This is a genomic window from Pedobacter chinensis (assembly GCF_003339865.1).
GTDB classification, from domain to species: Bacteria; Bacteroidota; Bacteroidia; order Sphingobacteriales; family Sphingobacteriaceae; genus Pedobacter; species Pedobacter chinensis.
In genome coordinates this window covers 175917-199811 of the sequence record NZ_QPKV01000009.1, presented here as the reverse complement: position 1 = coordinate 199811, position 23895 = coordinate 175917, and the positions used below count along the sequence as shown (strand labels likewise).

At 37.1% G+C, this 23895-nt stretch carries 20 protein-coding genes and 1 pseudogene; 14 read left to right on the top strand and 7 right to left on the bottom strand.

Going from position 1 to position 23895, the window contains the following annotated elements; translation table 11 throughout:
* A pseudogene (locus DU508_RS24420) lies at positions 1 to 176 on the top strand (IS256 family transposase); the annotation flags it as partial.
* Between the two features lie 113 nt (positions 177 to 289).
* On the opposite strand, the gene DU508_RS19540 reads toward DU508_RS24420, so the two are convergent.
* The 5 genes from DU508_RS19540 to DU508_RS19520 form a co-directional block, all read right to left on the bottom strand.
* Positions 290 to 979: a pirin family protein gene (locus tag DU508_RS19540; protein ID WP_115404451.1), complete on the bottom strand. Its 690-nt coding sequence runs from the start codon at positions 977 to 979 to the stop codon at positions 290 to 292.
* Position 980: 1 nt separating this feature from the next.
* Positions 981 to 1487 (bottom strand): hypothetical protein, encoded by a 507-nt coding sequence (locus tag DU508_RS19535; protein ID WP_115404450.1) that lies wholly within the window; start codon positions 1485 to 1487, stop codon positions 981 to 983.
* A gap of 67 nt (positions 1488 to 1554) precedes the next feature.
* On the bottom strand, positions 1555 to 2283 hold the full coding sequence (locus DU508_RS19530; RefSeq protein WP_115404449.1) for a dioxygenase family protein: 729 nt from the start codon (positions 2281 to 2283) through the stop codon (positions 1555 to 1557).
* A gap of 136 nt (positions 2284 to 2419) precedes the next feature.
* Positions 2420 to 3127 carry a LytR/AlgR family response regulator transcription factor gene (locus DU508_RS19525; RefSeq protein WP_115404448.1) on the bottom strand — a complete coding sequence of 236 codons (708 nt, stop codon included), beginning with the start codon at positions 3125 to 3127 and terminating at the stop codon, positions 2420 to 2422.
* Positions 3127 to 4236 carry a sensor histidine kinase gene (locus tag DU508_RS19520; RefSeq protein WP_115404447.1) on the bottom strand — a complete coding sequence of 370 codons (1110 nt, stop codon included), beginning with the start codon at positions 4234 to 4236 and terminating at the stop codon, positions 3127 to 3129. Before DU508_RS19520 ends, DU508_RS19525 begins: the two co-directional genes overlap by 1 nt.
* 218 nt (positions 4237 to 4454) lie before the next feature.
* Here DU508_RS19520 and secA point away from each other — a divergent pair, with 218 nt between their 5' ends.
* The 11 genes from secA to DU508_RS19465 all read left to right on the top strand — a co-directional run bounded on the left by secA (position 4455) and on the right by DU508_RS19465 (position 17695).
* Complete coding sequence (gene secA / locus DU508_RS19515) at positions 4455 to 7757, top strand: preprotein translocase subunit SecA (RefSeq protein ID WP_115404446.1); 3303 nt, start codon at positions 4455 to 4457, stop codon at positions 7755 to 7757.
* A 92-nt stretch (positions 7758 to 7849) separates the two neighbouring features.
* On the top strand, positions 7850 to 8077 hold the full coding sequence (locus tag DU508_RS19510) for a hypothetical protein (protein WP_115404445.1): 228 nt from the start codon (positions 7850 to 7852) through the stop codon (positions 8075 to 8077).
* Positions 8062 to 8355, top strand: coding sequence for a type II toxin-antitoxin system RelE/ParE family toxin (locus tag DU508_RS19505; protein WP_115404444.1), 294 nt, complete (start codon positions 8062 to 8064; stop codon positions 8353 to 8355). The genes DU508_RS19510 and DU508_RS19505 overlap by 16 nt, the downstream gene beginning before the upstream one ends.
* Positions 8356 to 8598: 243 nt before the next feature.
* A complete protein-coding gene (locus tag DU508_RS19500) occupies positions 8599 to 9042 on the top strand; it encodes an SPOR domain-containing protein (protein ID WP_115404461.1) in 444 nt (147 codons plus the stop codon).
* On the top strand, positions 9029 to 10213 hold the full coding sequence (locus DU508_RS19495; RefSeq protein WP_115404443.1) for a M20 metallopeptidase family protein: 1185 nt from the start codon (positions 9029 to 9031) through the stop codon (positions 10211 to 10213). The genes DU508_RS19500 and DU508_RS19495 overlap by 14 nt, the downstream gene beginning before the upstream one ends.
* Before the next feature lie 65 nt (positions 10214 to 10278).
* On the top strand, positions 10279 to 11220 hold the full coding sequence (locus DU508_RS19490; RefSeq protein WP_115404442.1) for a hypothetical protein: 942 nt from the start codon (positions 10279 to 10281) through the stop codon (positions 11218 to 11220).
* Between the two features lie 56 nt (positions 11221 to 11276).
* Positions 11277 to 12845, top strand: a complete 1569-nt coding sequence (locus DU508_RS19485) for a serine hydrolase (RefSeq protein ID WP_115404441.1) — start codon at positions 11277 to 11279, stop codon at positions 12843 to 12845.
* Positions 12846 to 12865: 20 nt separating this feature from the next.
* Positions 12866 to 13525, top strand: a complete 660-nt coding sequence (locus DU508_RS19480) for an SGNH/GDSL hydrolase family protein (protein WP_115404440.1) — start codon at positions 12866 to 12868, stop codon at positions 13523 to 13525.
* A gap of 693 nt (positions 13526 to 14218) precedes the next feature.
* Positions 14219 to 16201: a DNA primase gene (dnaG, locus tag DU508_RS19475; protein WP_115404439.1), complete on the top strand. Its 1983-nt coding sequence runs from the start codon at positions 14219 to 14221 to the stop codon at positions 16199 to 16201.
* A 68-nt stretch (positions 16202 to 16269) separates the two neighbouring features.
* Complete coding sequence (locus DU508_RS19470; protein WP_115404438.1) at positions 16270 to 16635, top strand: YraN family protein; 366 nt, start codon at positions 16270 to 16272, stop codon at positions 16633 to 16635.
* Positions 16613 to 17695 carry a glutaminyl-peptide cyclotransferase gene (locus DU508_RS19465; RefSeq protein ID WP_115404437.1) on the top strand — a complete coding sequence of 361 codons (1083 nt, stop codon included), beginning with the start codon at positions 16613 to 16615 and terminating at the stop codon, positions 17693 to 17695. Before DU508_RS19470 ends, DU508_RS19465 begins: the two co-directional genes overlap by 23 nt.
* Before the next feature lie 681 nt (positions 17696 to 18376).
* On the opposite strand, the gene DU508_RS19460 is transcribed toward DU508_RS19465, so the two are convergent.
* Complete coding sequence (locus DU508_RS19460) at positions 18377 to 18910, bottom strand: DUF4251 domain-containing protein (RefSeq protein ID WP_115404436.1); 534 nt, start codon at positions 18908 to 18910, stop codon at positions 18377 to 18379.
* Positions 18911 to 19162: 252 nt separating this feature from the next.
* Positions 19163 to 20809 carry a glucose-6-phosphate isomerase gene (gene pgi / locus DU508_RS19455; protein ID WP_115404435.1) on the bottom strand — a complete coding sequence of 549 codons (1647 nt, stop codon included), beginning with the start codon at positions 20807 to 20809 and terminating at the stop codon, positions 19163 to 19165.
* 587 nt (positions 20810 to 21396) lie between these two features.
* On the opposite strand from pgi, the gene DU508_RS19450 reads away from it, so the two are divergent.
* Entirely contained in the window at positions 21397 to 22701 is a 1305-nt protein-coding gene (locus DU508_RS19450) for an amidohydrolase (RefSeq protein ID WP_115404434.1), read from the top strand.
* A 119-nt stretch (positions 22702 to 22820) separates the two neighbouring features.
* A protein-coding gene (prfB, locus tag DU508_RS19445; protein ID WP_115404433.1) for a peptide chain release factor 2 occupies positions 22821 to 23895 on the top strand; the annotation gives its coding sequence in 2 pieces (ribosomal slippage) (positions 22821 to 22880 and positions 22882 to 23895; 1074 coding nt in all).

Genomic DNA, 23895 nt, shown 5'->3' with positions numbered 1-23895 from the left:
GGAAAGTCACCAAAACCAAGGGTGCATTCACATCAGATATGGCTTTGCTGAAACTGATCTATCTGGCGCAAAAGAACATCAGTCAGAAATGGACAATGCCGCTGAGCAATTGGGCTACAACTGCTCAAAAACTTGCCATTTGGTTTCCTGATAGAATGATATTAGATTTGAATTGATTTTTTTGAGAAGCATTATTTTAGATTGACACAGTTTATTTTACAAAGCCCTGAACTTGTTTCAGGACCTTAACAATATGAACGCCAGACAAGAAAGATGCTTAATCCCTTAGCTAACCATGCTCCAATACCAAAACGATAGCATTATTACTCAACGCTTCCAATTCAACCTGTTCCAAATCCCAAAGTGCCAAACCATCCCGCACATGCAGCAATCTCCCTTCAACTTCAAATGCTCCATCAATAATAAAACAGAAGAATTTATTTTGAGAACTTTGCATTTTGTAAATTTCTTCTTCACGACCAGCAAAAATACCTGCGCTCAATTTGAAAGGTAATTTAGGACTGGAAATAATCTCGATAAGTTGATTTTGATTTTTTTCGAAATCAAAACTAAACAACATTTCACTTGCCCTTAACAGAAACATGTCGGTTTTTATGCCAATCTGGAGGTAATTGATCATGTCGTTTGGATAGGGATTGCTGATTTCTAAAACTTCGCCTTTACCTAAATTCAGCACTTGCACTTGCCCGGTATCAACAGCAAATTCTTTTCCGCCCTGTACAATATCCAAACCACCGGTAATTGGAAAAAATATTTGATAAGAGTCTTCCTTCGAAAGGAAAAAAATAAGTTTTCCGCCAACGATCAATTCATCGTTGCAAATAAATAAATCTCCTGAAGGTTGTTTATGTTCATCATCATACTTTTCGAAATTAAAAGTACTGAATCGCCTTAAAACAGCGGTTTCTGCTAAACCACGCTGATCGGCCAGGAATATTTTGCCGGGTGTTAATTCCATATTAGCCTAATGTTTTAATGGAATGAATACTCACAAAGGGTTGGATCTGGAATAGATTAGTAAAAACCTCATCCTGCGCTGTTTCGGTAAATTGTGAAACCAGTAGATGGTTATCTACGGTATCGTGCCAAACCAAAGGCTTTGAAAAAAAGTTTATGGCCACCTTATGTTTTTCAATGTTATTGATATCTGAATTGATAATTTCAAACTTAAAGTTTTCAAAAGCAAGAAAACGCCTGCCCAGGTTATCTAAAATATCGGGTATAATGCCATTCAATTGGCGCAGATATCCTGTAATTGCCGCACTTACCAAGAAATGAAGCTTTTCTGAGCCTGGAACATTTAAAATCAACTCAGCAAAAGTATTGTATTGTTCTTCCTGATTATAAAACTGCGATTGCATTTTAAATTCGGCAAAACTATCTTCATAAATAAACTTATCCCAGGGATTAGTAGTTGTTGAATCAATTATTTTTCTATAACAAAGGATGATCACTTTTTTCGGCATGGCATAAATTAAAAAAAGACGTTAAGAATTCCTAACGTCTAGATAAAAATAAACAATAACGATGAAATTATGCTTTTACGTTTAATTTAAAAGTAAGGTCGAAACCAGTGGCCAATGTTCCGGTTACTGCCGCAATCTGAACACCTGTTTTATCATCACTGAAAACATTGTCAGCATTATTGTAGGTATAGCCGCTCATGCCTTTGCTATATCCGTTAACCAGGGCAACAGAACTTCCGGATCCTTCAGGGAACGCAATTTGAGTTACGTTTAATGAATTTCCGGCGGCATTGTAAACATGTACATGGATATGCGTGGCACGCCCACTGTACCAGCCGGGAAAAATGGAAGTAAAAGTTACCAATCCATTCGCATCTGTAGTTTGACGACCACGCAGGAAATGTACAGATTGATAGTTTGTAGATTGCATTCCGGTACCACCATATTCAGAATAATTTCCTTCTGCATCGCAATGCCAGATATCTACAATAGCGCCGGCCAATGCGGCGCAATTATTATTGATGTTGCCAATGGTAATTTTTGCTGTCAGTTTATAACCAGTCCTGCCATCGGTTATATCGCTGCGAACATATGATGCAGGTACTTTTGTAGGGAATGGTCCTTCTGTTTCTGTTGGTGCAACTGTACAGGTACCATTTGTGCTGGCAATGGTTCCGGGTGTTCCAGAGCCTGATGTATTGCCGTCTGTAATGCCGGTTTTTTTGCAAGCTTCGATAATCACAGGGGTTGAAATTGCCCCAATCATTAAGCTTTTGATGAAATTTTTTCTTTCCATACCCTTAAATTTTTGTTAGTTGACTTAGCTAAAGTCTAAAAGTCTAAAGATTTTAAAGGCCAGGCAAGGATGTATCGGTAGAGGGAAGTTTTGTGTCGACAAACTAATATTTAGTTAAAAAGTGTTAAGTGCCTGATTAACTGTTTTTCCATTCATTTATAACCTCCGCATAAGTATCACTAACGGGTAATATATCTCCTGTAACCAACTCTATTTTCCTGTTATGGATGGCTTTGATTTTCTGTACAGATACCATGAAGCTTCTGTGGATCCGTTTGAAATTATCTGCCGGTAATTTATCCATCATTTTTTTTAAAGACATTAATGTTAAAACCATTTTACTCCCCTGTAAATGAATTTTAACATAATCTTCCAGGCTTTCGATGTATAAAATATCAGCTAAATTAATTTTGATGAGTTTGTATTCTGAATGAACAAATATGCTTTCTTCAGCACCGGTTGTTTGTTTTTCGTGTTGATAACGATAAAATTCCTTTGCCTTGTTTACTGCTTTTTTAAACCTAAAGTAATCTATTGGCTTTAGTAAATAATCAATCGCTTCGAGTTCAAACCCTTCAAATGCGAAATTTTTATAAGCCGTGGTAAAAATTAACATGGGCTTATTTTTTAATGATTTGAATAAATCTATGCCGGTAATATCCGGCATGTTTATATCTAAAAAAAGAAGATCAATTTTATTAATATTCAAAAATTCTGATGCCACAATGGCATCTTCAAATACACCTGAAATTTCTAGATGCTCAGTAGCCTCTGCATAACTTTTTATCAATGCTGCAGCCAGTGGTTCATCATCAACAATCACACATTTTAAGGTTTTAACCATTATAATTGGATATTTAAATTCACGGTAAACAAGCTGTTCTTATTTTCTATATTCAAGATGTGCATGCCTTTGTAAAGGTAATTCAAGCGTCGTTTGGTGTTTTCCAGGCCAATCCCACTTCGCTCGGTATTGATCTTATCAGGATATGTTGTATTCTGGCAAAATAAAATTAGTGAACTCTGTTTGCAAAATATTCTAATGATGAGTTTGTTGGTTTTATGATTGCTGATTCCGTACTTGAAAACATTTTCAACAAAAGCTAATAATAGTAAGGGTGCAATTTTTTTGTTTTCAAAATCTCCTTCAACTTCGAATATGAGTTCAGTTTTTTTGGTAAGCCTTAATTTTTGCAAATCAATAAAATCGGTAATGCAATCTAATTCTTGTTGCAGGTCTACAAAATCGTGTCCGGCCTCATCAGTTATATATCGCATTAAATTTGATAACTTCATGATGGAAGGCGCTGTGTTTTCATCTTTAATCACGGCAAGCGTATAGATGTTGTTTAGTGTATTGAACAAAAAGTGTGGGTTTACCTGGGCTTTTAAAAAAGAGAGTTCAGCCTGTACTTTTTCGGCTTCGGCAATAAGTGCCCGCTGCGTAGTTAAACTCAATTGTTTATTGGTTTCTTTTGTGAAGCTAATAATGATGGCAAGAAAAAACAGGAAAACACTCGCAATATCAATTCTGGGGCCATTATTTGGTCTCCCACTCGGAGCCGGAGGAAAACTTTTGCCTTCAAATCGGGGAGCGTGTTCACGTTCGGCAGGGGTTGGCGGGCGGTCGAATTTGGAGAATGAATTTGTAAAGTTTTTGTGTTGGAAAACAAATTGATCAAAAGGCCTTAGCCATAATATAAAAGCCAGAATGGCAATGATACTCAATAGATATAAGGTATTTGATTTTCCATATAGTTTTGGAAACAAGTAAAGGGCATGTAGAAAGTAAACCGAAATAAAAACCAAACAGAATAGTGAGTATTTTATTAATCCCGGGCCTGAAATGAAATATTTTATATTTTGATCTGAAACCATTAAAAGCGGCAGGCTTAGCAAAAATATCGCAGCAATGATTTGAATGATTATTCTAAAATTTAATTTTTTTAGCATAAAACAAATTAACGCATAACCTTATAATTTATCTTTCAAGTATCGATAATTTATGCTTTTGTATAGATGATTTCATTTATCATCAATCAATATGCCTGATATTTTAGAATATATCCTTAATTTTAGCCCCTTATAACTGCCAAACTGACTTAGGGAAGACAATGGCTTGGTTGTTGTAACACACCAGTTTTTTTAATATAAATACGATTTAAAATATAATGTTAGGATTTTTAGCGAAGATTTTCGGAAGCAAATCAGAAAGAGATATAAAGGCTATTCAGCCATTGGTTGTTAAAATAAATGAAGAATATGCTAAGTTGTCTTCAATAAGCAATGATGAGCTACGTGCTAAAACGATAGAATTTAAGGGTAGAATTTCTGCTTTTTTAACTGATATCGATGGTAAGATCTCGGCTTTAAAAGCTGAGGCTGAAAGTGATGAATTAGATCTTCATCAAAAAACAGCTATTTATGATCAGGTTGATGCATTAGGCAAAGACCGTGATGCAGAATTAGAAAAAGTACTTCTTGAAATTCTTCCCGAGGCTTTTGCGGTGGTTAAAGAAACTTCCCGTCGTTTGAGTGAAAACGATTATTTAGAAGTTACTGCTACACAGTTCGACAGAGACTACGCTGCTCGTAAAAGCAATGTTAAAATTATTGGTGATAAGGCACAATGGGCAAACCGTTGGGATGCCGCAGGAACCGAAGTAGTTTGGAACATGGTTCACTACGATGTTCAGTTAATTGGTGGTATCGTTTTACACAGTGGTAAAATTGCAGAGATGGCTACAGGTGAGGGTAAAACCTTAGTGAGTACATTGCCGGCTTATTTAAATGCACTTGCCGGACAAGGTGTTCATATCGTTACCGTGAATGATTACCTTGCTCGTCGTGATAGTGAATGGAATGGCCCATTATTTGAATTTCATGGTTTAAGTGTTGATTGTATAGATAAACACGAACCAAATTCAGAAGAAAGAAGAAAAGCTTATGCTGCAGATATCACTTACGGAACCAATAATGAGTTCGGATTTGATTACCTGCGTGACAATATGTCGCAAACACCTGACCAATTGGTGCAGCGCAAACTACACTTTGCAATGGTGGATGAGGTCGATTCAGTTTTAATTGATGATGCCCGTACACCGTTGATTATTTCTGGTCCGATTCCTCACGGAGATCAGCACGAATTTTATGAGTTGAAACCACGTATCGAGCGTTTGGTTAATGCGCAGAAAGCATATGTTACTCAGGCTTTAAATGAAGCAAAAAAATTAATTAATGCCGGTAACACCGGAACTGAAGAAGGCGAAGGCGGATTGGCGTTATTGCGTGCTTATCGTGGCTTGCCAAAAAACAAAGCCTTAATCAAGTTTTTGAGTGAAAGTGGTGTTCGTGGTTTGTTGTTAAAAACTGAGAACCATTACATGGCAGATCAATCTAAAAATATGCCTAAGGTAGATTCTGAATTGTATTTTTATATTGATGAGAAAAACAATCAGGTTGAACTTACTGAAAAAGGGATTGAATTGATTACCCAATCAGGTGAAGATCCACATTTCTTCGTATTGCCTGATGTAGGTACTGAAATAGCAGAATTAGAAAAATCTGATCTGCCTTTGGAAGAAAAAGTAATTACCAAAGATGCCCTTATGCGTGATTATTCTGTTAAGGCAGAACGTATTCACTCAGTTAACCAATTACTAAAAGCATACACTTTATTCGAAATTGATGTAGAATACATTATCGATGAAGGAAAGATTAAAATTGTAGATGAGCAAACCGGCCGTATCATGGATGGCCGCCGTTACTCTGACGGATTGCACCAGGCGATTGAGGCTAAGGAAAATGTAAAAGTTGAAGATGCTACTCAAACTTATGCTACAGTAACCTTGCAAAACTATTTCCGTATGTACCACAAACTTTGCGGTATGACGGGTACTGCAACTACGGAAGCAGGCGAATTCTGGTCAATTTATAAATTAGATGTGGTTGAAATTCCAACCAACAGGCAAATTTCAAGAAAAGACGAACAAGATTACGTTTACCGCACCGTTCGCGAAAAATATAATGCCGTTGCTGATGAAATTGTAAAACTCACTGAAGCTGGTCGCCCGGTATTAGTAGGTACAACTTCAGTTGAGATTTCAGAATTATTAAGCCGTATGCTTAAACTTCGTGGAATTAAACACAATGTGTTAAATGCTAAAATGCACCAGAAAGAAGCAGATATCGTTGCTGAAGCTGGTCAGGCAGGTACCGTTACCATTGCAACCAATATGGCTGGCCGTGGTACCGATATTAAATTAGGTCCAGGCGTTAAAGATGCTGGTGGTTTGGCAATCGTTGGTACGGAACGTCACGAGTCTCGTCGTGTTGACAGGCAGTTGCGTGGCCGTGCAGGTCGTCAGGGTGATCCAGGTTCATCTCAATTCTTTGTTTCACTGGAAGATAACTTAATGCGTTTATTTGGTTCAGAAAGAATCTCCAGCATTATGGTTCGTATGGGAATTGAAGATGGCGAGGTAATCCAGCATTCTATGATCACTAAATCTATTGAACGTGCTCAAAAGAAAGTAGAAGAGAACAACTTCGGTATCCGTAAACGTTTATTGGAGTACGATGACGTGATGAACTCTCAACGTACAGTTATTTATGCTAAACGTAAAAACGCTCTATTTGGCGAACGTTTAGATGTGGATATGAACAATATGGTTTTCGATGTTGCCGAAGATATCGTAACTGAATACAAAGAGGAAGCAAATTATGAAGGTTTCAAACTGGAAGTAATTAAAAACTTCTCGTTAGATACAGCCATCACTGAAAAGGAATTCTCATCAACCAATATCACACAGTTAACAGAAAGATTGTTTGAGGAAGCTGAAGCATTTTACGCCCGCAAATCAGAAGCGATTATTCAACAATCGTTGCCGGTATTAACACAGGTTTACCAGGAACGTGGTCAGCACATTGAGCAAATTGTTGTTCCTTTTACCGATGGTATTCGCGGTATACAGGTTGCAGTTGATTTGAAAAAAGCAATTGATAATAAAGGAAAAGAAGTTGTTCGCTCATTCGAAAAAACAATTGTACTTGCTTTAATTGATGATAGCTGGAAAGAGCATTTACGCGAAATGGACGATTTGAAGCAATCCGTTCAGAATGCTGTTTATGAGCAAAAAGATCCATTGGTAATTTATAAAATGGAAGCTTTCAACTTATTTAAAAACATGCTTAATGCTGTAAATAAAGAAGTAGTAAGTTTCTTATACAAAGGTGGCATTCCTGTTCAGCAAGAAGCTGACGAGGTTAGAGAAGCACCAGCTCCGGTAAAACAGCCGAAGTTGCAAACAACCAAGCAAGAGTTTGGAAGCGAGCAACCAGGAGTGGAATTTGGCGATACCCGCGAAGCAGTTCCACAACAACCCATTCGTAAGGAAGCAACAGTTGGACGTAACGAACCTTGTCCATGTGGTAGCGGTAAGAAATTTAAAAACTGCCACGGAGCTAATTTGTAAGAAGTAGATCAATATACAAAGCTGGAATTTCTTATGAAATTCTGGCTTTTTCTTTTGATGAAATTTCTAATTTAAATTTAGTATTTTTGAATATGGAAACATTAACCATTGAAGTTCCAGATGAGAAAAGTACAATTGTAAAACAAATTCTTAAGGAATTTGGAGTTACAATTATTGATGCAAACTCACAAAACAAAATCTTAGATCTGTCTCCTGAACAGCGAGAAGAAATTATTTCATCCCAAGAGCAAATAAAAAATAATTTATTCGTAGAACAATCTACGCTTGATGATGAAATAAACGAATGGCTAAAAAAATAATCTGGTCGCACAAAGCGAGAATTAAACTTTATGCCATACTTGATTTTTATGCTAAAAGGAATGGAAATAAAAAATATTCAGCAAAACTTTATAAGAGATTCAATAAAGAAATTAAACAGCTTATAAGAAATCCACAGTTAGGAATTCAATCCTCAAATAAGAATATTAGAGGATTAATCGTACTGGATTATATCATTTTTTATGAAAGTGATAATTTGCAGATCACAATCCATACCATTTGGCCTACGAATCAAAATCCTGATAAATTAATTCTTTAACTGTCAAAATTAGAACTTGGTAAAAATGTCAAATGATATCGGTAATAAATCAGAATAAAACTAACTCTCATCAACAGAAACATTAAAGATTTCGATAAAATACCCAATCTTTTGATTATTAACCCCTTTTAACTAAGCCAGGCAATAACTGATTTGCACAACCCATAAAGAATGCCGAATTTTGCAATGAATTCGGCATTCTTGTTTTCTAAACAATTTCTGAAAGATCAAGGTTTATTACACATGAAAATAACATTAACTTTTATATTCTGCTTATTTCTGTTCACGGCATCTTTTGCTCAAAAAGGAGAAGTAATCGTTATAAAAGATCCACTGATTGACAGCTTGATTGCAAAACGTTCTGAAGTGTATAAAACAGCTGGTGAGGCAAAAGTTGGCAAGCCAATCGTTTCATCGTATGGTTATAGGGTTCAGATTTTCTATGGATCTGATAGGCGGGAAGTATTTAACCAGCAAGCTCGTTTTAAAACACTGTATCCAAAATTTAATACATATCTCATTTATAAGGAACCAAATTATTATATCCGTGTTGGCGATTTCAGAACACGGTTAGAAGCTCAGCGTTTAATGAACGAGATCCGACCCGCTTTTCCAACTTTATTCATTTTTAGGGAGAAAATAAATGCTCCACAATTAGACCCGACCACAACTGATGATCAAAAATAAAATTCAAGAACTAGCCGCCAATATTTTTAATGAGGTAGTAGGCTTTCGTCAACATATTCATGCCAATCCTGAATTATCATTTAAAGAATTTGAAACTTCTAAATTTGTTAAGGAAAAACTAACAAACTGGGGCATTGAATTTACTGATTGTGCAAATACTGGTGTAGTTGGCTTAATTAAAGGAAATAAGCCATCAGATCAGGTTATTGCCTTGCGTGCTGACATGGATGCATTGCCAATTCAGGAAGCAAATGATAAACCTTACCGCTCCAAAAACAATGGTGTTATGCATGCTTGCGGTCATGATGTGCATACATCTTCGCTTTTAGGATCTGCTTATATTTTGAACCAGCTAAAAGATGAATTTGGTGGTACGATAAAATTGATTTTTCAACCTGCAGAAGAATTGCTTCCAGGGGGAGCAAGTATCATGATCAAGGAAGGAGTCCTGGAAAATCCAAAGCCAAATTATATCGTAGGTCAGCATGTTATGCCGCTCATCGAATCAGGTAAAGTGGGTTTTCGCTCGGGTATTTATATGGCATCAACCGATGAATTATATGTTACCGTAACCGGAAAAGGTGGCCATGGCGCACAACCTCATCAAAATATCGATCCGGTATTGATTGCATCGCACATCATTATCGCATTGCAGCAAATCGTTTCGCGTAATGCCGACCCACGTTTGCCATCAGTTCTATCCTTCGGTAAGGTAACAGCAAATGGAGCAACGAACATTATTCCCAATGAAGTGAAATTAGAGGGTACCTTCAGAACTCTGGATGAAGACTGGAGAGCGGAGGCACATAAACGGATGAAGAAAATGGCCGAAGGCATTGCTGAAAGCATGGGCGGTAGTTGTGATTTCGATATCCATAAAGGTTATCCGTTTTTAATTAATGAAGAAAAGCTTACTGCAAATGCAAGATCGTTCGCTGAAGATTTTTTAGGAAAAGAAAATGTTATTGATTTAGATATTTGGATGGCTGCAGAAGATTTTTCTTTTTACTCACAAGTAACAGATGCCTGTTTTTATCGTTTAGGTACTGGTAATGCAGCAAAAGATACCCAGTATTCGGTGCATACACCAAAGTTTGATATTGATGAAGATGCTTTGAAAATATCAACAGGATTAATGGCCTACATTGCTGTTAAACAACTGGGAAATTAGAAGTAAAAAGTTCATCTGGAATCATCCATTTATAAAGGGCATCGTTTTTGCCTATAAAACATAGCATGAAGAAAATATTTTTGTTTTTACTTTTTACCTCGTTTTTTTACAGCGGTTTTGCTCAGGAAATCCCACGTTTTAACCCCGATACGATCAAGACGATTACACTTGATTCGGCCGTGAACATCAAAGCAGAGCGGTTAAACATCGAAACCTTTATTAATCGGGTTGTTAACGATACTTCGTTTTATCAATCCTTCAGAGACATGAAACGCTATAGCTTTATCGCCGAGAATCGAATTTTTAGCTACGATAAAAAGAACAAAGTTGATGGTAAGATTTATCGGAAAATAAGGCATAACAATGCCGGGCAATATAAAATGGAGTATCTTGTAAAAGAAGAAAGTGGTAATCTTTACAAGAAAAATGGAAAATACCAGCTTTACACAATAGAAATGTTCGATTACATTTTTATGAACGCTTATAACACCGATTTTGTGCCAAATGCGCCTACGGGCGATGGAAAAGGAGGGACAAATGAAAGTTATAAGAATAAACTGAAAACACTCATATTTAATCCTGGTCGTCCGGTTAAGGTTCCATTTATTGGGAGCAAGACTGAAATATTCTCAGCCAATATGCGCCAGTATTATGATTATGGCTTTACCAGCGGAACCTATCTGGATTCTATTCCGGTTTATCGCTTTAAGGTTTCGGTTAAACCCGATTTAAGCAAGTGGACAAAAGATGGCCTCATGATCAAAGAATTGGTAACTATTTTTGATAAACGAAATTTCAATATTCTCGGCCGTTATGTGGATATGAAATACAGCAATATGCTTTTTGATTTTGATGTGCAAATGAACATTGAAATGGGCTATTTTGGCGATGATAAATTACCTACAAAAATCACTTATCAGGGCAATTGGGATTATCCTTTCAAAAAGGAGGAACGGGCAAGTTTCCTGATTGTTCATAAGGATTACAAGCTTGAAAAGGATAAATAAGGTTAAAATCGCATGAAAGATTTATTATCTTTAAACGATTAATTAAACCAATTAAAATGCAATTCCTCTCTCCCTTTAAATTTAAAATAGCTGCTATTTTATTGTTGTTTTGCTATGTTAATTTGCAGGCGCAGGTACTTTCCTCAAAACAAATTGATAGTTTAGTGGAAAAAACCTTAACCACTTTTAATGTTCCTGGTATTGCAGTATCTGTGATAAAAGACAACAAAATAATCCATTTGAAAGGTTATGGCGTACGCTCCATTAAAACCAATAGAAAAGTTGATGAAAATACGCTTTTTGGCGTAGCCTCAAATACAAAGGCTTTTACGGCAGCAGCTTTGGGCATGCTGGTTGATGAAAAGAAAATTACCTGGGATACAAAGGTTACCGATGTTATTCCGGAATTTAAGATGTATGATGCTTATGTGACCAGTGAGTTTACCATCCGCGATTTATTAACGCATCGCAGTGGATTGGGCTTAGGGGCAGGTGATTTAATGATCTGGCCTGATTCATCAACAGTTGATAAAAAACAGCTTATTCACAATCTCCGTTATTTAAAGCCGGTTTCCTCCTTTCGTACCAAATATGACTACGATAACTTAATGTATATCGTAGCCGGAGATATAGTAGCCAGGGTTTCTGGAATTACCTACGAAGATTTTATCGAAAGCAGAATCATTAAACCTTTGGGCATGACAAAAACTGCTGCTTCCTGGTATCGATTAAAAGATAAATCCAATATAATTGACGGGCATGCGCCATACGAAGGAAAATTGCTTCCGGTGGGTTTAAGCTTTGGAGAAATAGCAAACGCCGCAGGAGGTATTTATTCGAATGTTACAGATATGAGTAAGTGGGTAATGGCGATGATTAATGGTGGTAAATATGGCGAAAACCTGGATAAAAAATTATTTAGTCCTTCGGTAGCTAAAGAACTCTGGACACCGCAAACTATCATTGCAGGTGGTAATCCTGCTAGTTTTAGCAGTTATGGCTTAGGTTGGTTTTTGAGTAATGTTAATGGTAATTTTCAGGCTACTCATACTGGCGGTTTATCTGGTATCGTTACCCAGGTTACCATCCTTCCTGATCTGAAACTGGGGATTATTGTATTAACTAATCAACAATCTGGTGCAGCATTTAATGCGATTACCAATTCAATAAAAGATGGTTATTTAGGAATTAAAGGTCAAGACAGAATAAAAACCTATAACGATAACAGACTTAGAAATGAGAAGCAGGCGAATGAATTGGTTGCTAAAGTTTGGGCAGATATCGAGTCGCAACAAAAAGTAAATTCAATAAAACCTGAGATTAAAAATTATTCGGGAATATTTCACGATGCCTGGTTTGGAGATGTTACGATTAACGAACAAAATGGTAAAATGCATTTCCAGGCTAAAAACTCGCCAAAATTAAAAGGCGATATGACATATTACAAAGGAAATACGTTTATAGTAAAATGGTATGATCGAAGTTTGGATGCTGATGCTTTTGTTAACTTTAGTCTTGACAATAATGCCATAGCCGATGGCTTTAAAATGGAGGCGATTTCTCCGTTAACTGATTTCAGCTTCGATTTCCAGGATCTGGATTTCAAAAAGAGTGATAAAAAATAATCTAACCAATTAATAAGAACATGAAAAATCTATTTAAAACAAGTATTTTACTTGGCTTTTGCTTAATCGCATTTACATCAATGACATTGAAACCAAAACGAATTATTTTCTTCGGCGACTCGATTACACAACAAGGTGTTTCCAAAAATGGTTATGTTACACTAATCAGGAAAGCATTGGATTCAACTAAATACGACATTATTGGTGCTGGTATTGGGGGCAATAAAGTTTATGACTTATACTTAAGATTAGAAGATGATGTGCTCAATAAAAAGCCAGATTTGGTAGTAATTTATGTTGGTATTAACGATGTATGGCATAAGCAATCTTCGCATACTGGAACTGATTATGATAAATATTTGAAGTTTTATCAGGCTTTGATTAATAAAATTCAGGGCGTTGGGAGCAAGGTGGTGCTTTGTACACCATCGGTTGTTGGAGAGAAGAAAGACGGTACAAATGAACTCGATGCCGACTTGAATAAATATGCAGATGGTATCAGAGCATTGGCATTGAAGAACAATCTTCCACTTTGCGACCTGAGAAAAGTTTTTACTGATTACGAGGTAAAACATAATCCTGAGGATAATGAAAAAGGGGTTTTAACCACTGATAGGGTGCATTTAAATGATGCAGGGAATAAACTTGTTGCTGACCAGTTATTACCCTTGGTAAGGTAAGGCCATCGTCATTGCGAACTGAAGCGGAGGGGATTGTGAGGAGGAGTGAAGCAATCTTTTTGATTTTGTGATAAGAGGAAATTAACACCGGTGGAACAGATTGCTTCGTCGTTCCTCCTCGCAATGACGTTAAAGACTGTCGTCATTGCGAACTGAAGCGGAAGGGTTGTGAGAGGAGTGAAGCAATCTTTTTGATTTTTTGATAAGGAAATTAAAAATAGCAGAACAGATTGCTTCGTCGTTCCTCCTCGCAATGACGTTAAAGGTTGTCGTCATTGCGAACTGAAGGAAGGGGATTGTGAGGAGGAGTGAAGCAATCTTTTTGATTTTGTGATAAGCGGATTAAAAATAGTAGAACAGATTGCTTTGTCGTTCCTCCCCGCAATGACGGTAAAGGCTGTCGTCATTGCGAACTGAAGCGGAGGGGTTGTGAGGAGGAGTGAAGCAATCTTTTTAATTTTGCACCGAGGAAATTAACACCGGTGGAACAGATTGCTTCGTAGTTCCTCCCTGCAATGACGTTAAAGGTTCCGTCATTGCGAACTGAAGCGGAAGGGTTGTGAGGGGAGTGAAGCAATCTTTTTAATTTTGCACCGAGGAAATTAACACCGGTAAAACAGATTGCTTCGTCTGAAGCATTTACATCATAAATTAAGATAAAAAGGTAAAAGCCCCTTTAGGGGTTTGGGGTATATGATAAACCGCGAAACGATAGATAAGATAATGGATACCGCCCGGATTGAGGAGGTAGTAGGGGATTTTGTGCACTTAAAAAAACGCGGAACCAGTTTGATTGGTAATTGTCCTTTCCATGGAGAAAAAACACCGTCGTTTCACGTATCGGTAACCAAAGGGATTTACAAGTGCTTTGGTTGTGGTAAAGGTGGAGATTCGGTGCGTTTTATCATGGATCATGAAAAATATTCCTATCCAGAGGCGCTTAAGTTCTTAGCCAATAAATACAATATCGAAGTTCAGGAAACAGAACTTACCCCGCAAGATGCCGAAGCCCAAAGTGCGAAGGAAAGTTTATATATCGTTTCTCAATTTGCAGCAGCATTTTTTGTGAAACAACTTTGGGAAACCGATGAAGGAAAGAGCATTGGCCTAAGTTATTTTAAGGAACGTGGTTTCAGAGAAGATATTCTGAAAAAATTTGAAGTTGGTTACTCGCCCGATGTTTGGGATGCCATGACACAAAGCGCTGTCAGTGCAGGGCATAAACTCGAATTTTTAGAATCCACAGGATTGTCTATTAAAAATGATAATGGAAAAATCTACGATCGTTTTCGAGGACGCGTGATGTTTCCAATCCACAATTTTACAGGCAGGATTATTGGTTTTGGGGGAAGAACACTTAAAACCGATAAAAATGTTCCGAAGTATGTTAATTCTCCCGAGAGTGAAATCTATCATAAATCAAATGTGCTGTATGGCTTGTTCCACGCAAAAAAAGCCATTCGCGATTCAGATAATTGCTATTTAGCAGAAGGTTATGCCGATGTGCTTTCCGTTCATCAGGCAGGAATTGAAAATGTGGTTGCCTCATCCGGAACCTCGCTAACGGTTGAACAGATTAAGCTGATAGGCCGTTTCACTCAAAACATTACCATTTTGTTTGATGGTGATGCTGCAGGTATAAAAGCTTCACTCCGGGGTTTGGATATGATTCTGGAAGAAGGACTCAATGTTAAAATTGTTTCCTTTCCTGACGGGCATGACCCCGATTCATATATGCATCATGTAGGTGCTGGAGCCTTTAAAACCTATTTAGAGCAAAACAGAAAAGACTTTATCTTATACAAAGCCAATGTATTACTAAAAGATGCAGGGAATGATCCGATAAAAAGAGCAGGTATCATCCGTGATATTGTAGAAAGTATCGCAAAAATTCCTGATCCAATCAAAGCATCAGTATTTGTTCGGGAATCCAGCAGTTTGCTTGAAATTGAAGAACGAATCTTAATGAGCGAATTGAACAAAATGCGCTCTAATAAGGTTAAGAAAAACTTTGAAAGCAATCAGCGGGCCAATAATAATACCTCAAATCAAAATACGTTTTCATCAGGTGCGCCCGAACCACTTGGTCCGCCTGATGATTTATGGGATGACACGGCAGGCCCTTCTGGTCAGCAGAGTGCAGCAGAGAATGACGAAAATCAAGAAAAAGAAATTGTTCGCTTGCTATTGGCTTATGGTCACGAGTTTGTGAACTGGGATAATATTGATGATATGTACATTGGTCCCTTTATCATGCAAAACTTAGCTGATGTTGAGTTTGAAAATGCCCTTTGCAAAAAGATCATTGATCATTATAAAACAGAAATAGATAAGGGCAGATTGCCGACCGCTAATCACTTTATCAAACATGAAGAAAGAGATATTGCAGATTTGGCCATTACCCTTTCCACTTCAGAATATGCGCTGAGTGAGAACTGGCTGAACAAACATTTAATTTATGTAAAAGATGAAAGCATGAATCTTAAAGCAACGGTTTTAGGTGGTATCTTTCATTTGAAAAAACGTAAGGTCGATAAAATTTTAACCAATCTTTTAAAAGAGATTAAAGAGGAAAAAGACACCGATAATCAAATGATTTTAATGCAGCGTTATGGTGTGATAAAAGGCGTTGAAAGAGAAATCTCTAAATTTTTAGGCTCGGTTATCGTTAAATAGGAATAAGATTTATTGGATTTAAGGATTTTAAGATTAAGTTTTTTACATTCACTCATTCAGAAATTAAAATGGCGCTTCATAACAACTTAGGAAAAGAAGGCGAAAGTATTGCCAAACAATATCTGGTAAATAATGGTTATGAAGTGCTGGATGAGAATTGGACGCATGGCAAAGCTGAAGTTGACTTAATTGTTTACAAAGATGGCATAATGGTTTTTGTGGAAGTGAAAACCCGAACATCAATTGCTTTTGGTCAACCTGAAGAATTTGTACATAAATCCAAACAAAAACAAATGGAGCTCGCTTCAAGCGAATATATTGAAATAATGAACCATAAAAATGATATTCGTTTTGATATTATTGCCATTACCTTTACAAAAAACAAAAATTATAACTTAAATCACATTGAAGATGCTTTTTGGCCTGAAGACTAATCAAATCAAAAAAACACTGTTTATCGGAATCGTTATTGCTTTTTCAAGCGCCTGTAAAGATCGTTTAACCAATACCTATCGCAGCTTTCTTTCTCCGATGATAGGATTGAATGTTTCGTATGGAAAAGAATTTGAAGTGAAAATTCAATTTGGTACAGAGAAAAAAGTAGATTCAGTTATTTATTTAATTGATACGGTAAAAGTTAGTTCAAAGGTAGATACGATGTCCATCAAACTTAAAACTGAAGGATTAAAATTAGGAAGCCATATTTTAACAGCAAAAATTTATGGTGGAGGAGAACCTGAAGAGTTAACCACGAACATTAATATTTTGGCTGCACAGGCTCCTGTTGAGTATACTTATAAAGTAATTAAATCATTGCCTCACGATACTTCATCTTATGTAGAAGGTTTAGAATATCATGATGGCTTTTTCTATGAAAGTGCCGGAGATTACGGGCATTCAAGCTTACGGAAGGTTGAACCTTCAACAGGAAAAATTGTACAATCTACTCCTGTCGATCAACAATATTTTGCCGAAGGAATAACAGTTATAGGAAATAAAATCATCCAACTTACTTATCGCGAAAAAATTGGGTTTGTTTATGATAAAGCAACATTAAAAAAACTTTCTGAATTTTCATATACAACAGGAAGAGAAGGCTGGGGCTTGGCATTTGATGGACAAAAAGTATTAAATACTGATGGTTCAAATACAATTTTCTTTTTGGATAAGGATAAATATAACAGGATCGGATCTATTGATGTATATGATAATAAAGGCCCGATTCAAAACTTAAATGAATTGGAATTTATTGATGGTAAAATCTATGCAAATGTTTATACCACTAATGATATTTTGATCATCAACCCGGAAAATGGCGCTGTTGAAGGAAGAATTGATCTATCGGGGATTTTTTCGGCAGAATACTTTAAAACTGAAGATGAACGGGCAAATAATGTGTTAAATGGGATTGCCTATGATAAAGCAACTAAAAGGCTTTTTGTAACGGGTAAAAAATGGCCGCACATATTTGAGATCAAAATAATAAAGAAATAGGAGAGGCTTAAAATTCAACCTGTAATTCTGAACGCAGTAAAGACCTGCGAAGCAGGCATGAGTACAATTAATGAGTAATCCCTAGGCGATGGAATACCAAACGCTAACAATAACAGTATCTTTTACAAAAACAATTCAGTGGTAAATCAGGTACAGCGCTTGTAGGTCAGGGATTTACTTCGTAGCTGCTTCGCGGTCTTCGTTCCTCAGAATGGACAGGCACATTTCGGGTATTGTCCTTCTGAGCGCAGCAAAGAACCCTTAGCCGATGGAACTTTAATAAAGCATTGCCTTTACAATACAAATTCAGCGGTAAATCAGGTACAGCGCTTGTAGATCAGGGATTTACTACGTAGCTGCTTCGCGGTCTTCGTCCCTCAGAATGACAGGCACATTTCAGGTATTGTCATTCTGAGCGCAGTGAAGAATCCGTCGCCGATGGAATACAAACTTTAATAAAGCATTGCCTTTACAATACAAATTCAGTGGTAAATCAGGTACAGCGCTTGTAGGTCAGGGATTTACTTCGTAGCTGCTTCGCGGTCTTCGTTCCTCAGAATGACAGGCACATTTCAGGTATTATCATTCTGAACGCAATGAAGAATCCGTAGCCGATGGAACACAAACTTTAATAAAGCATTGCCTTTTACAAAACAAAGTCGGCGGTAAAACCAGATACAATTATTTATCCTTTTTCTTCGGTTCGTCCAAATAACCGTTAAAAGTAATGGGTTGTTTGTTATTGCCGCTTGCTACAAGGGTTGCATACCCATTAACTGATACATTTAAGGTTAACCTGTAATTTTCCCGCTTAATGTCTTTGGTGTTGATTTGGACAGTGTAAGCACCTTTTTTATTGACAGATTCATTGTAAGTAAAATCTTTCGAAGTGAATTTTATTCCGCCTTCATTAGGATTAAGTGGTGCATTAAATGCCCTGCCGAAATATGGAAGAAAAGCAACAACACTATCTTTCGTTACCCTGAAATCATATTGCGAACCATTTAAATTGATGGAGCCACCACCGGTATTTCCCGGCATTCTTTCTAAAACCCTGGATACATCCATATTTGACATGGGAATGGCCGTATTCGCAACAAAAGTGTAATTTTTTTCCTTGATAATTCTGGCCGTGGTCTCTTTATTGGTTTGGGCAAGCAACTGTAGCGATGAGGCTACTAAAACCATGCTCAATATTAATTTTAACTGTTTCATAACGTGTGATTTAATGATATAACAATTTAAAGATGTGCAGGTTTCAAAGATTCCATAAACTGACAATGAAATTAGCTGGAATTATTACATAATATAATAGAAAAAGAGTGGCCCGAAAAAGTTTATTTTATCATTTTAATAGCAACGCAGCGCAATGAAGAAATCTGACAATAGATAATTCTATTTTGAAAAATTTCCTGCTTGCACTGCGTTACGCTTGAAAAAATGGTTTTTTGATGTCCTTTCTATTGATTATCTCCAGGTTTTGTATTGATTAATCAATCCATTGGTAGAACTGTCGTGGCTCTCCACTTTTTGATCTCCCTCCAGCTCTGGAAGAATCTTTTTTGCCAGTTGTTTGCCTAGCTCAACACCCCATTGGTCGAAACTGAAGATATTCCAGATCACACCCTGAACGAAGATTTTATGTTCATACATCGCCACTAAACTGCCAAGTGTGTAAGGCGTAACTTTTTTCAATAAAATGGAATTGGTTGGCCTGTTCCCCTCAAATACTTTGAAAGGAGCTATTTTGGAAATCTCGTTTTCAGATTTACCCTCTTTTTCCAATTCAGCAATAACTTCTTCCTCCGTTTTACCATTCATTAAAGCTTCAGTTTGTGCAAAGAAGTTCGATAATAAAATCGGATGATGATCGCCCAGTGGATTTAGGCTTTGTGCCGGCGCAATAAAGTCAGCAGGAATAATTCGGGTTCCCTGGTGTATTAACTGGTAAAAAGCGTGTTGACCATTGGTTCCTGGCTCACCCCAGATAATCGGACCAGTTTCATAATCAACTTCGTTACCATTTCTATCCACATGTTTCCCGTTGCTTTCCATGTCTCCCTGTTGGAAATAAGCTGCGAAACGATGCATGTATTGGTCGTAAGGTAAAATAACCTGGGTTTCTGCATTATAGTAATTGATATACCAAATACCTAACAAACCTAAAATAACCGGAATATTGCTTTCAAATTCAGTTGTTTTAAAATGATTATCGGTGGCATGTGCACCAGCTAAAAGTTGTTTGAAATTATCAAAACCAATGCTCAGAGAAATTGATAAACCAATTGCACTCCATAATGAGTAACGCCCACCAACCCAATCCCAAAACTCAAACATGTTTTCGGTATCAATGCCAAAAGCAGAAACATCTTTTGCATTGGTTGATAGTGCTGCAAAATGCTTAGCAATGTCATCTTCTTTACCACCCTTATCTAAAAACCAGGAACGTGCAGAATGAGCATTAGTCATGGTTTCCTGGGTGGTAAAAGTTTTGGATGCTACGAGAAACAGTGTGGTTTCCGGATTGAGCTCTGCCAAGGTCTCGGCGATATGTGTTCCATCAATATTTGAAACGAAATGTATATTGAGGTGGTTTTTATAATGCTTAAGCGCCTCAGTAACCATTACCGGACCTAAATCAGAACCTCCAATACCAATATTAACCACATCGGTAATGGCTTTCCCGGTATAGCCTTTCCACTCGCCACTGATAATGCTGTTGCTGAATTTTTCCATCTTAGCTAAAACAGCATTTACTTCAGGCATTACATCTTTGCCATCAACCAGAATTGGAGTGTTGCTTAAATTACGCAATGCGATATGAAGTACTGAACGATCTTCAGTTTCATTGATTTTATCGCCAGCATACATAGCTTTAATGGCCTCATCCAATTTACATTCACGGGCCAACTGCATCAACAGCGCCAGGGTTTCATCGCTGATTCTGTTTTTGCTGTAATCCAGCAAAATATCTTCAAAAAAAACAGAAAACTTATTAAAACGATCGGGATCTTCAGCAAAAAGATCTTTAATGCTTTTCTGATTAATATCTATAAAATGATCAGCCAGATATTTGTAAGCAGCGGTTTCAGTGAAATTTATTTTTGGTAACATATTCTTTGTTTTTTGTAAAAGTAATAAAGCAAAAATTTAAAACTGTCTTTTTAATGTTCAAAATCAATAAGATTTTTTAAAATGGATTAAAGAATATAAATTGATCAACATCCGTTGCTGGTTCATTATTTATAACACTTACCAAAATCTATTGATTAACGTTTTGGGGCTTAATCCATCAATTGCGGGCACGAAGCACCTGCGAAGCAAGCTTGAACACCTTTGGAAATATAAACTAACAATGAAAAATCCTACAACTATCGCTAGTTATAACAATACAAACATCCAAAACGTTAATTAGGGTAGAAAATTTAAATCATGCTTTCCCCTCATTTCCACGCAGGATAGGAATCTTAAAACTTTCGCTATTGAAAAATAATGTAGTAAAGGGGTTAATTAGTCATATCTATCGCATTACGATCCCCGTTCACTGGAATGATGCACCCTATAGATTCGTGATCATATGATAGGGCATGGTGGAATAACCCGCTGACTTTTTGGAACAATCTCTTTTTCTTACCGTACAATTGCAATCTCCTTAAATTTCATTAGATTAGAACTTCGATAAACCTAAACACTCTTCTTTCATGAAAAAAGTATACCTGGTTGCATTCTTATTAATTTCAATTAGCGCTTTTGCGCAAAAATCAGAATTACGTTCGGTGGTAGCCAAAAAATCTGACGCCATTGAGAGCAAGATTATTGCATGGCGAAGAGATTTTCATGAACACCCTGAATTGGGAAACACTGAGGTAAGAACCGCAGGAATTATTGCTAAACATTTAGAATCTTTAGGGATAGCTGTTAAAACTGGTGTTGCTAAAACAGGTGTGGTGGGAGTTTTAAAAGGCGGAAAACCAGGACCCGTAGTTGCTTTACGAGCGGATATGGATGGATTGCCCGTAACAGAAAGAGTTGATATACCCTTCGCTTCAAAAGTTAAAACACAATATAATGGTCAGGAGGTTGGCGTAATGCATGCCTGCGGTCATGATAGCCATGTTGCTATTTTAATGGGCGTTGCAGAAGTGCTGGCTTCCATGCAAAAAGATATTCCGGGAACAGTAAAGTTTATTTTTCAACCAGCAGAAGAAGGCGTTCCGGAGGGCGAAGAAGGTGGTGCGGCATTAATGATCAAGGAGGGAGTTTTAGAAAACCCTAAAGTGGAAGCTATCTTTGGCTTACACATCAATGCTCAAACTGAAGTTGGCAATGTAACTTACCGCCCTGGAGGTACAATGGCAGCAGTAAACGATATGAAGATCACTGTAACCGGCCGGCAGGCACATGGTGCTTATCCCTGGAGCAGTGTTGATCCGGTTGTGATTTCGGCTCAGATAGTGAATAATCTTCAAACTATTGTGAGTAGAAATCTCAATGTGACCGAAAATCCGGGTGTGGTTACCATTGGTGCTATTAATGGTGGTGTTCGTTCAAATATCATTCCTGAGAAAGTGGAAATGTTAGGAACGGTCAGAAATTTTAGCAAGGAAGATGAAGCCATGTTCATTGAAAGAATAAAAACAATTGTAACTAAAACAGCAGAAGCTGGCGGAGCAAAAGCTGAAGTTAAAATCCCTTACAGTAATCATTATCCGGTAACATTCAATGATATTGCTTTAACTGAAAAAATGCTTCCGAGTATGCGGACTACTGCAGGTGCAGATCATGTGATGCTTAAACCACCTGTTACTGGTGCTGAAGATTTTTCTTTTTTTCAGGAAAAAGTTCCGGGATTGTTTGTGTTTCTTGGAGGGATGCCAAAAGGAAAAGACCCTTTAAAAACCGCATCACACCATACACCCGACTTCTTTTTAGATGAAAGTGGATTTGTTTTGGGCGTTAAGTTATTGGCTAACCTTACCCTGGATTATATGGGCATGAAAAAATAGTTCATCAACTTATTCTTGAGGTTGAATTAATGGTTTGAAGAATAATTAAATCAGAAACAGTAATATTAATCGCCTCCCAATATGCGCTATGCTCAAAACGATTTTATATATTTGCCACTATGACCAAAGAACAGATTCAGGATTTAAGGGACAGAGTAACGTCCCTGAGGAGGCATCTTTGACGTTGATGAGCTACTCTATGCCATCCGTGAAGAGGAAAAATTAACAATGGCGCCCGATTTCTGGGACGATCCAAAAAAAGCAGAAAAAATACTTGCCGAAATAAGTTCAAAGAAAAAATGGACTGACGGCTTTAACCAGACCAATAATGCAGTGGAAGATGCTGCTGTCATGTTTGAATTTTTTCAATCTGGCGATGCATCTGAAAGTGAACTTCAGGAGCAATTCGATGTCAGTAAAAAAGCTGTTGAAGAATTGGAACTGAAAAATATGCTTCGCAATAAGGAAGATCAGCTCTCTGCAGTGGTGCAAATCACAGCTGGAGCCGGAGGAACTGAAAGTTGTGATTGGGCTTACATGCTGATGCGGATGTATTTGATGTGGGGCGAAAAAAACGGCTATAAAATCACAGAACAAGACAGTCAGGAAGGAGAGATTGCAGGAATTAAATCGGTAACGCTTCAATTTGATGGAGATTTTGCTTACGGATATTTGAAAGGTGAAAACGGTGTACACAGATTGGTTCGTATTTCTCCATTCGATTCAAATGCCCGTCGTCATACTTCATTTGCTTCTGTTTATGTTTATCCATTGGTTGATGATACGATTCAGATTGACGTTAATCCTGCAGATATTGAATTTGAAACCTTTAGAGCTGGCGGTGCTGGTGGACAAAATGTAAACAAGGTGGAAACTGCTGTTCGTTTATACCATAAACCATCGGGTATCATCATCAAAAACCAGGAATCAAGATCTCAACTTCAAAATAAAGAGAATGCAATCCGTTTATTAAAATCTCAGTTATATGAAATTGAGGAACGTAAACGAAATGAGGCTATTGCTGCGGTTGAGGGTTCTAAAAAGAAAATAGAATGGGGATCGCAAATCAGAAGTTATGTTTTAGATGATAGACGTGTGAAAGATCATCGCACAAATTATCAGACTTCAAATCCCGATGCGGTTTTAAATGGCGATATAAATGATTTTTTGAAAGCATATTTAATGGAGTTTTAA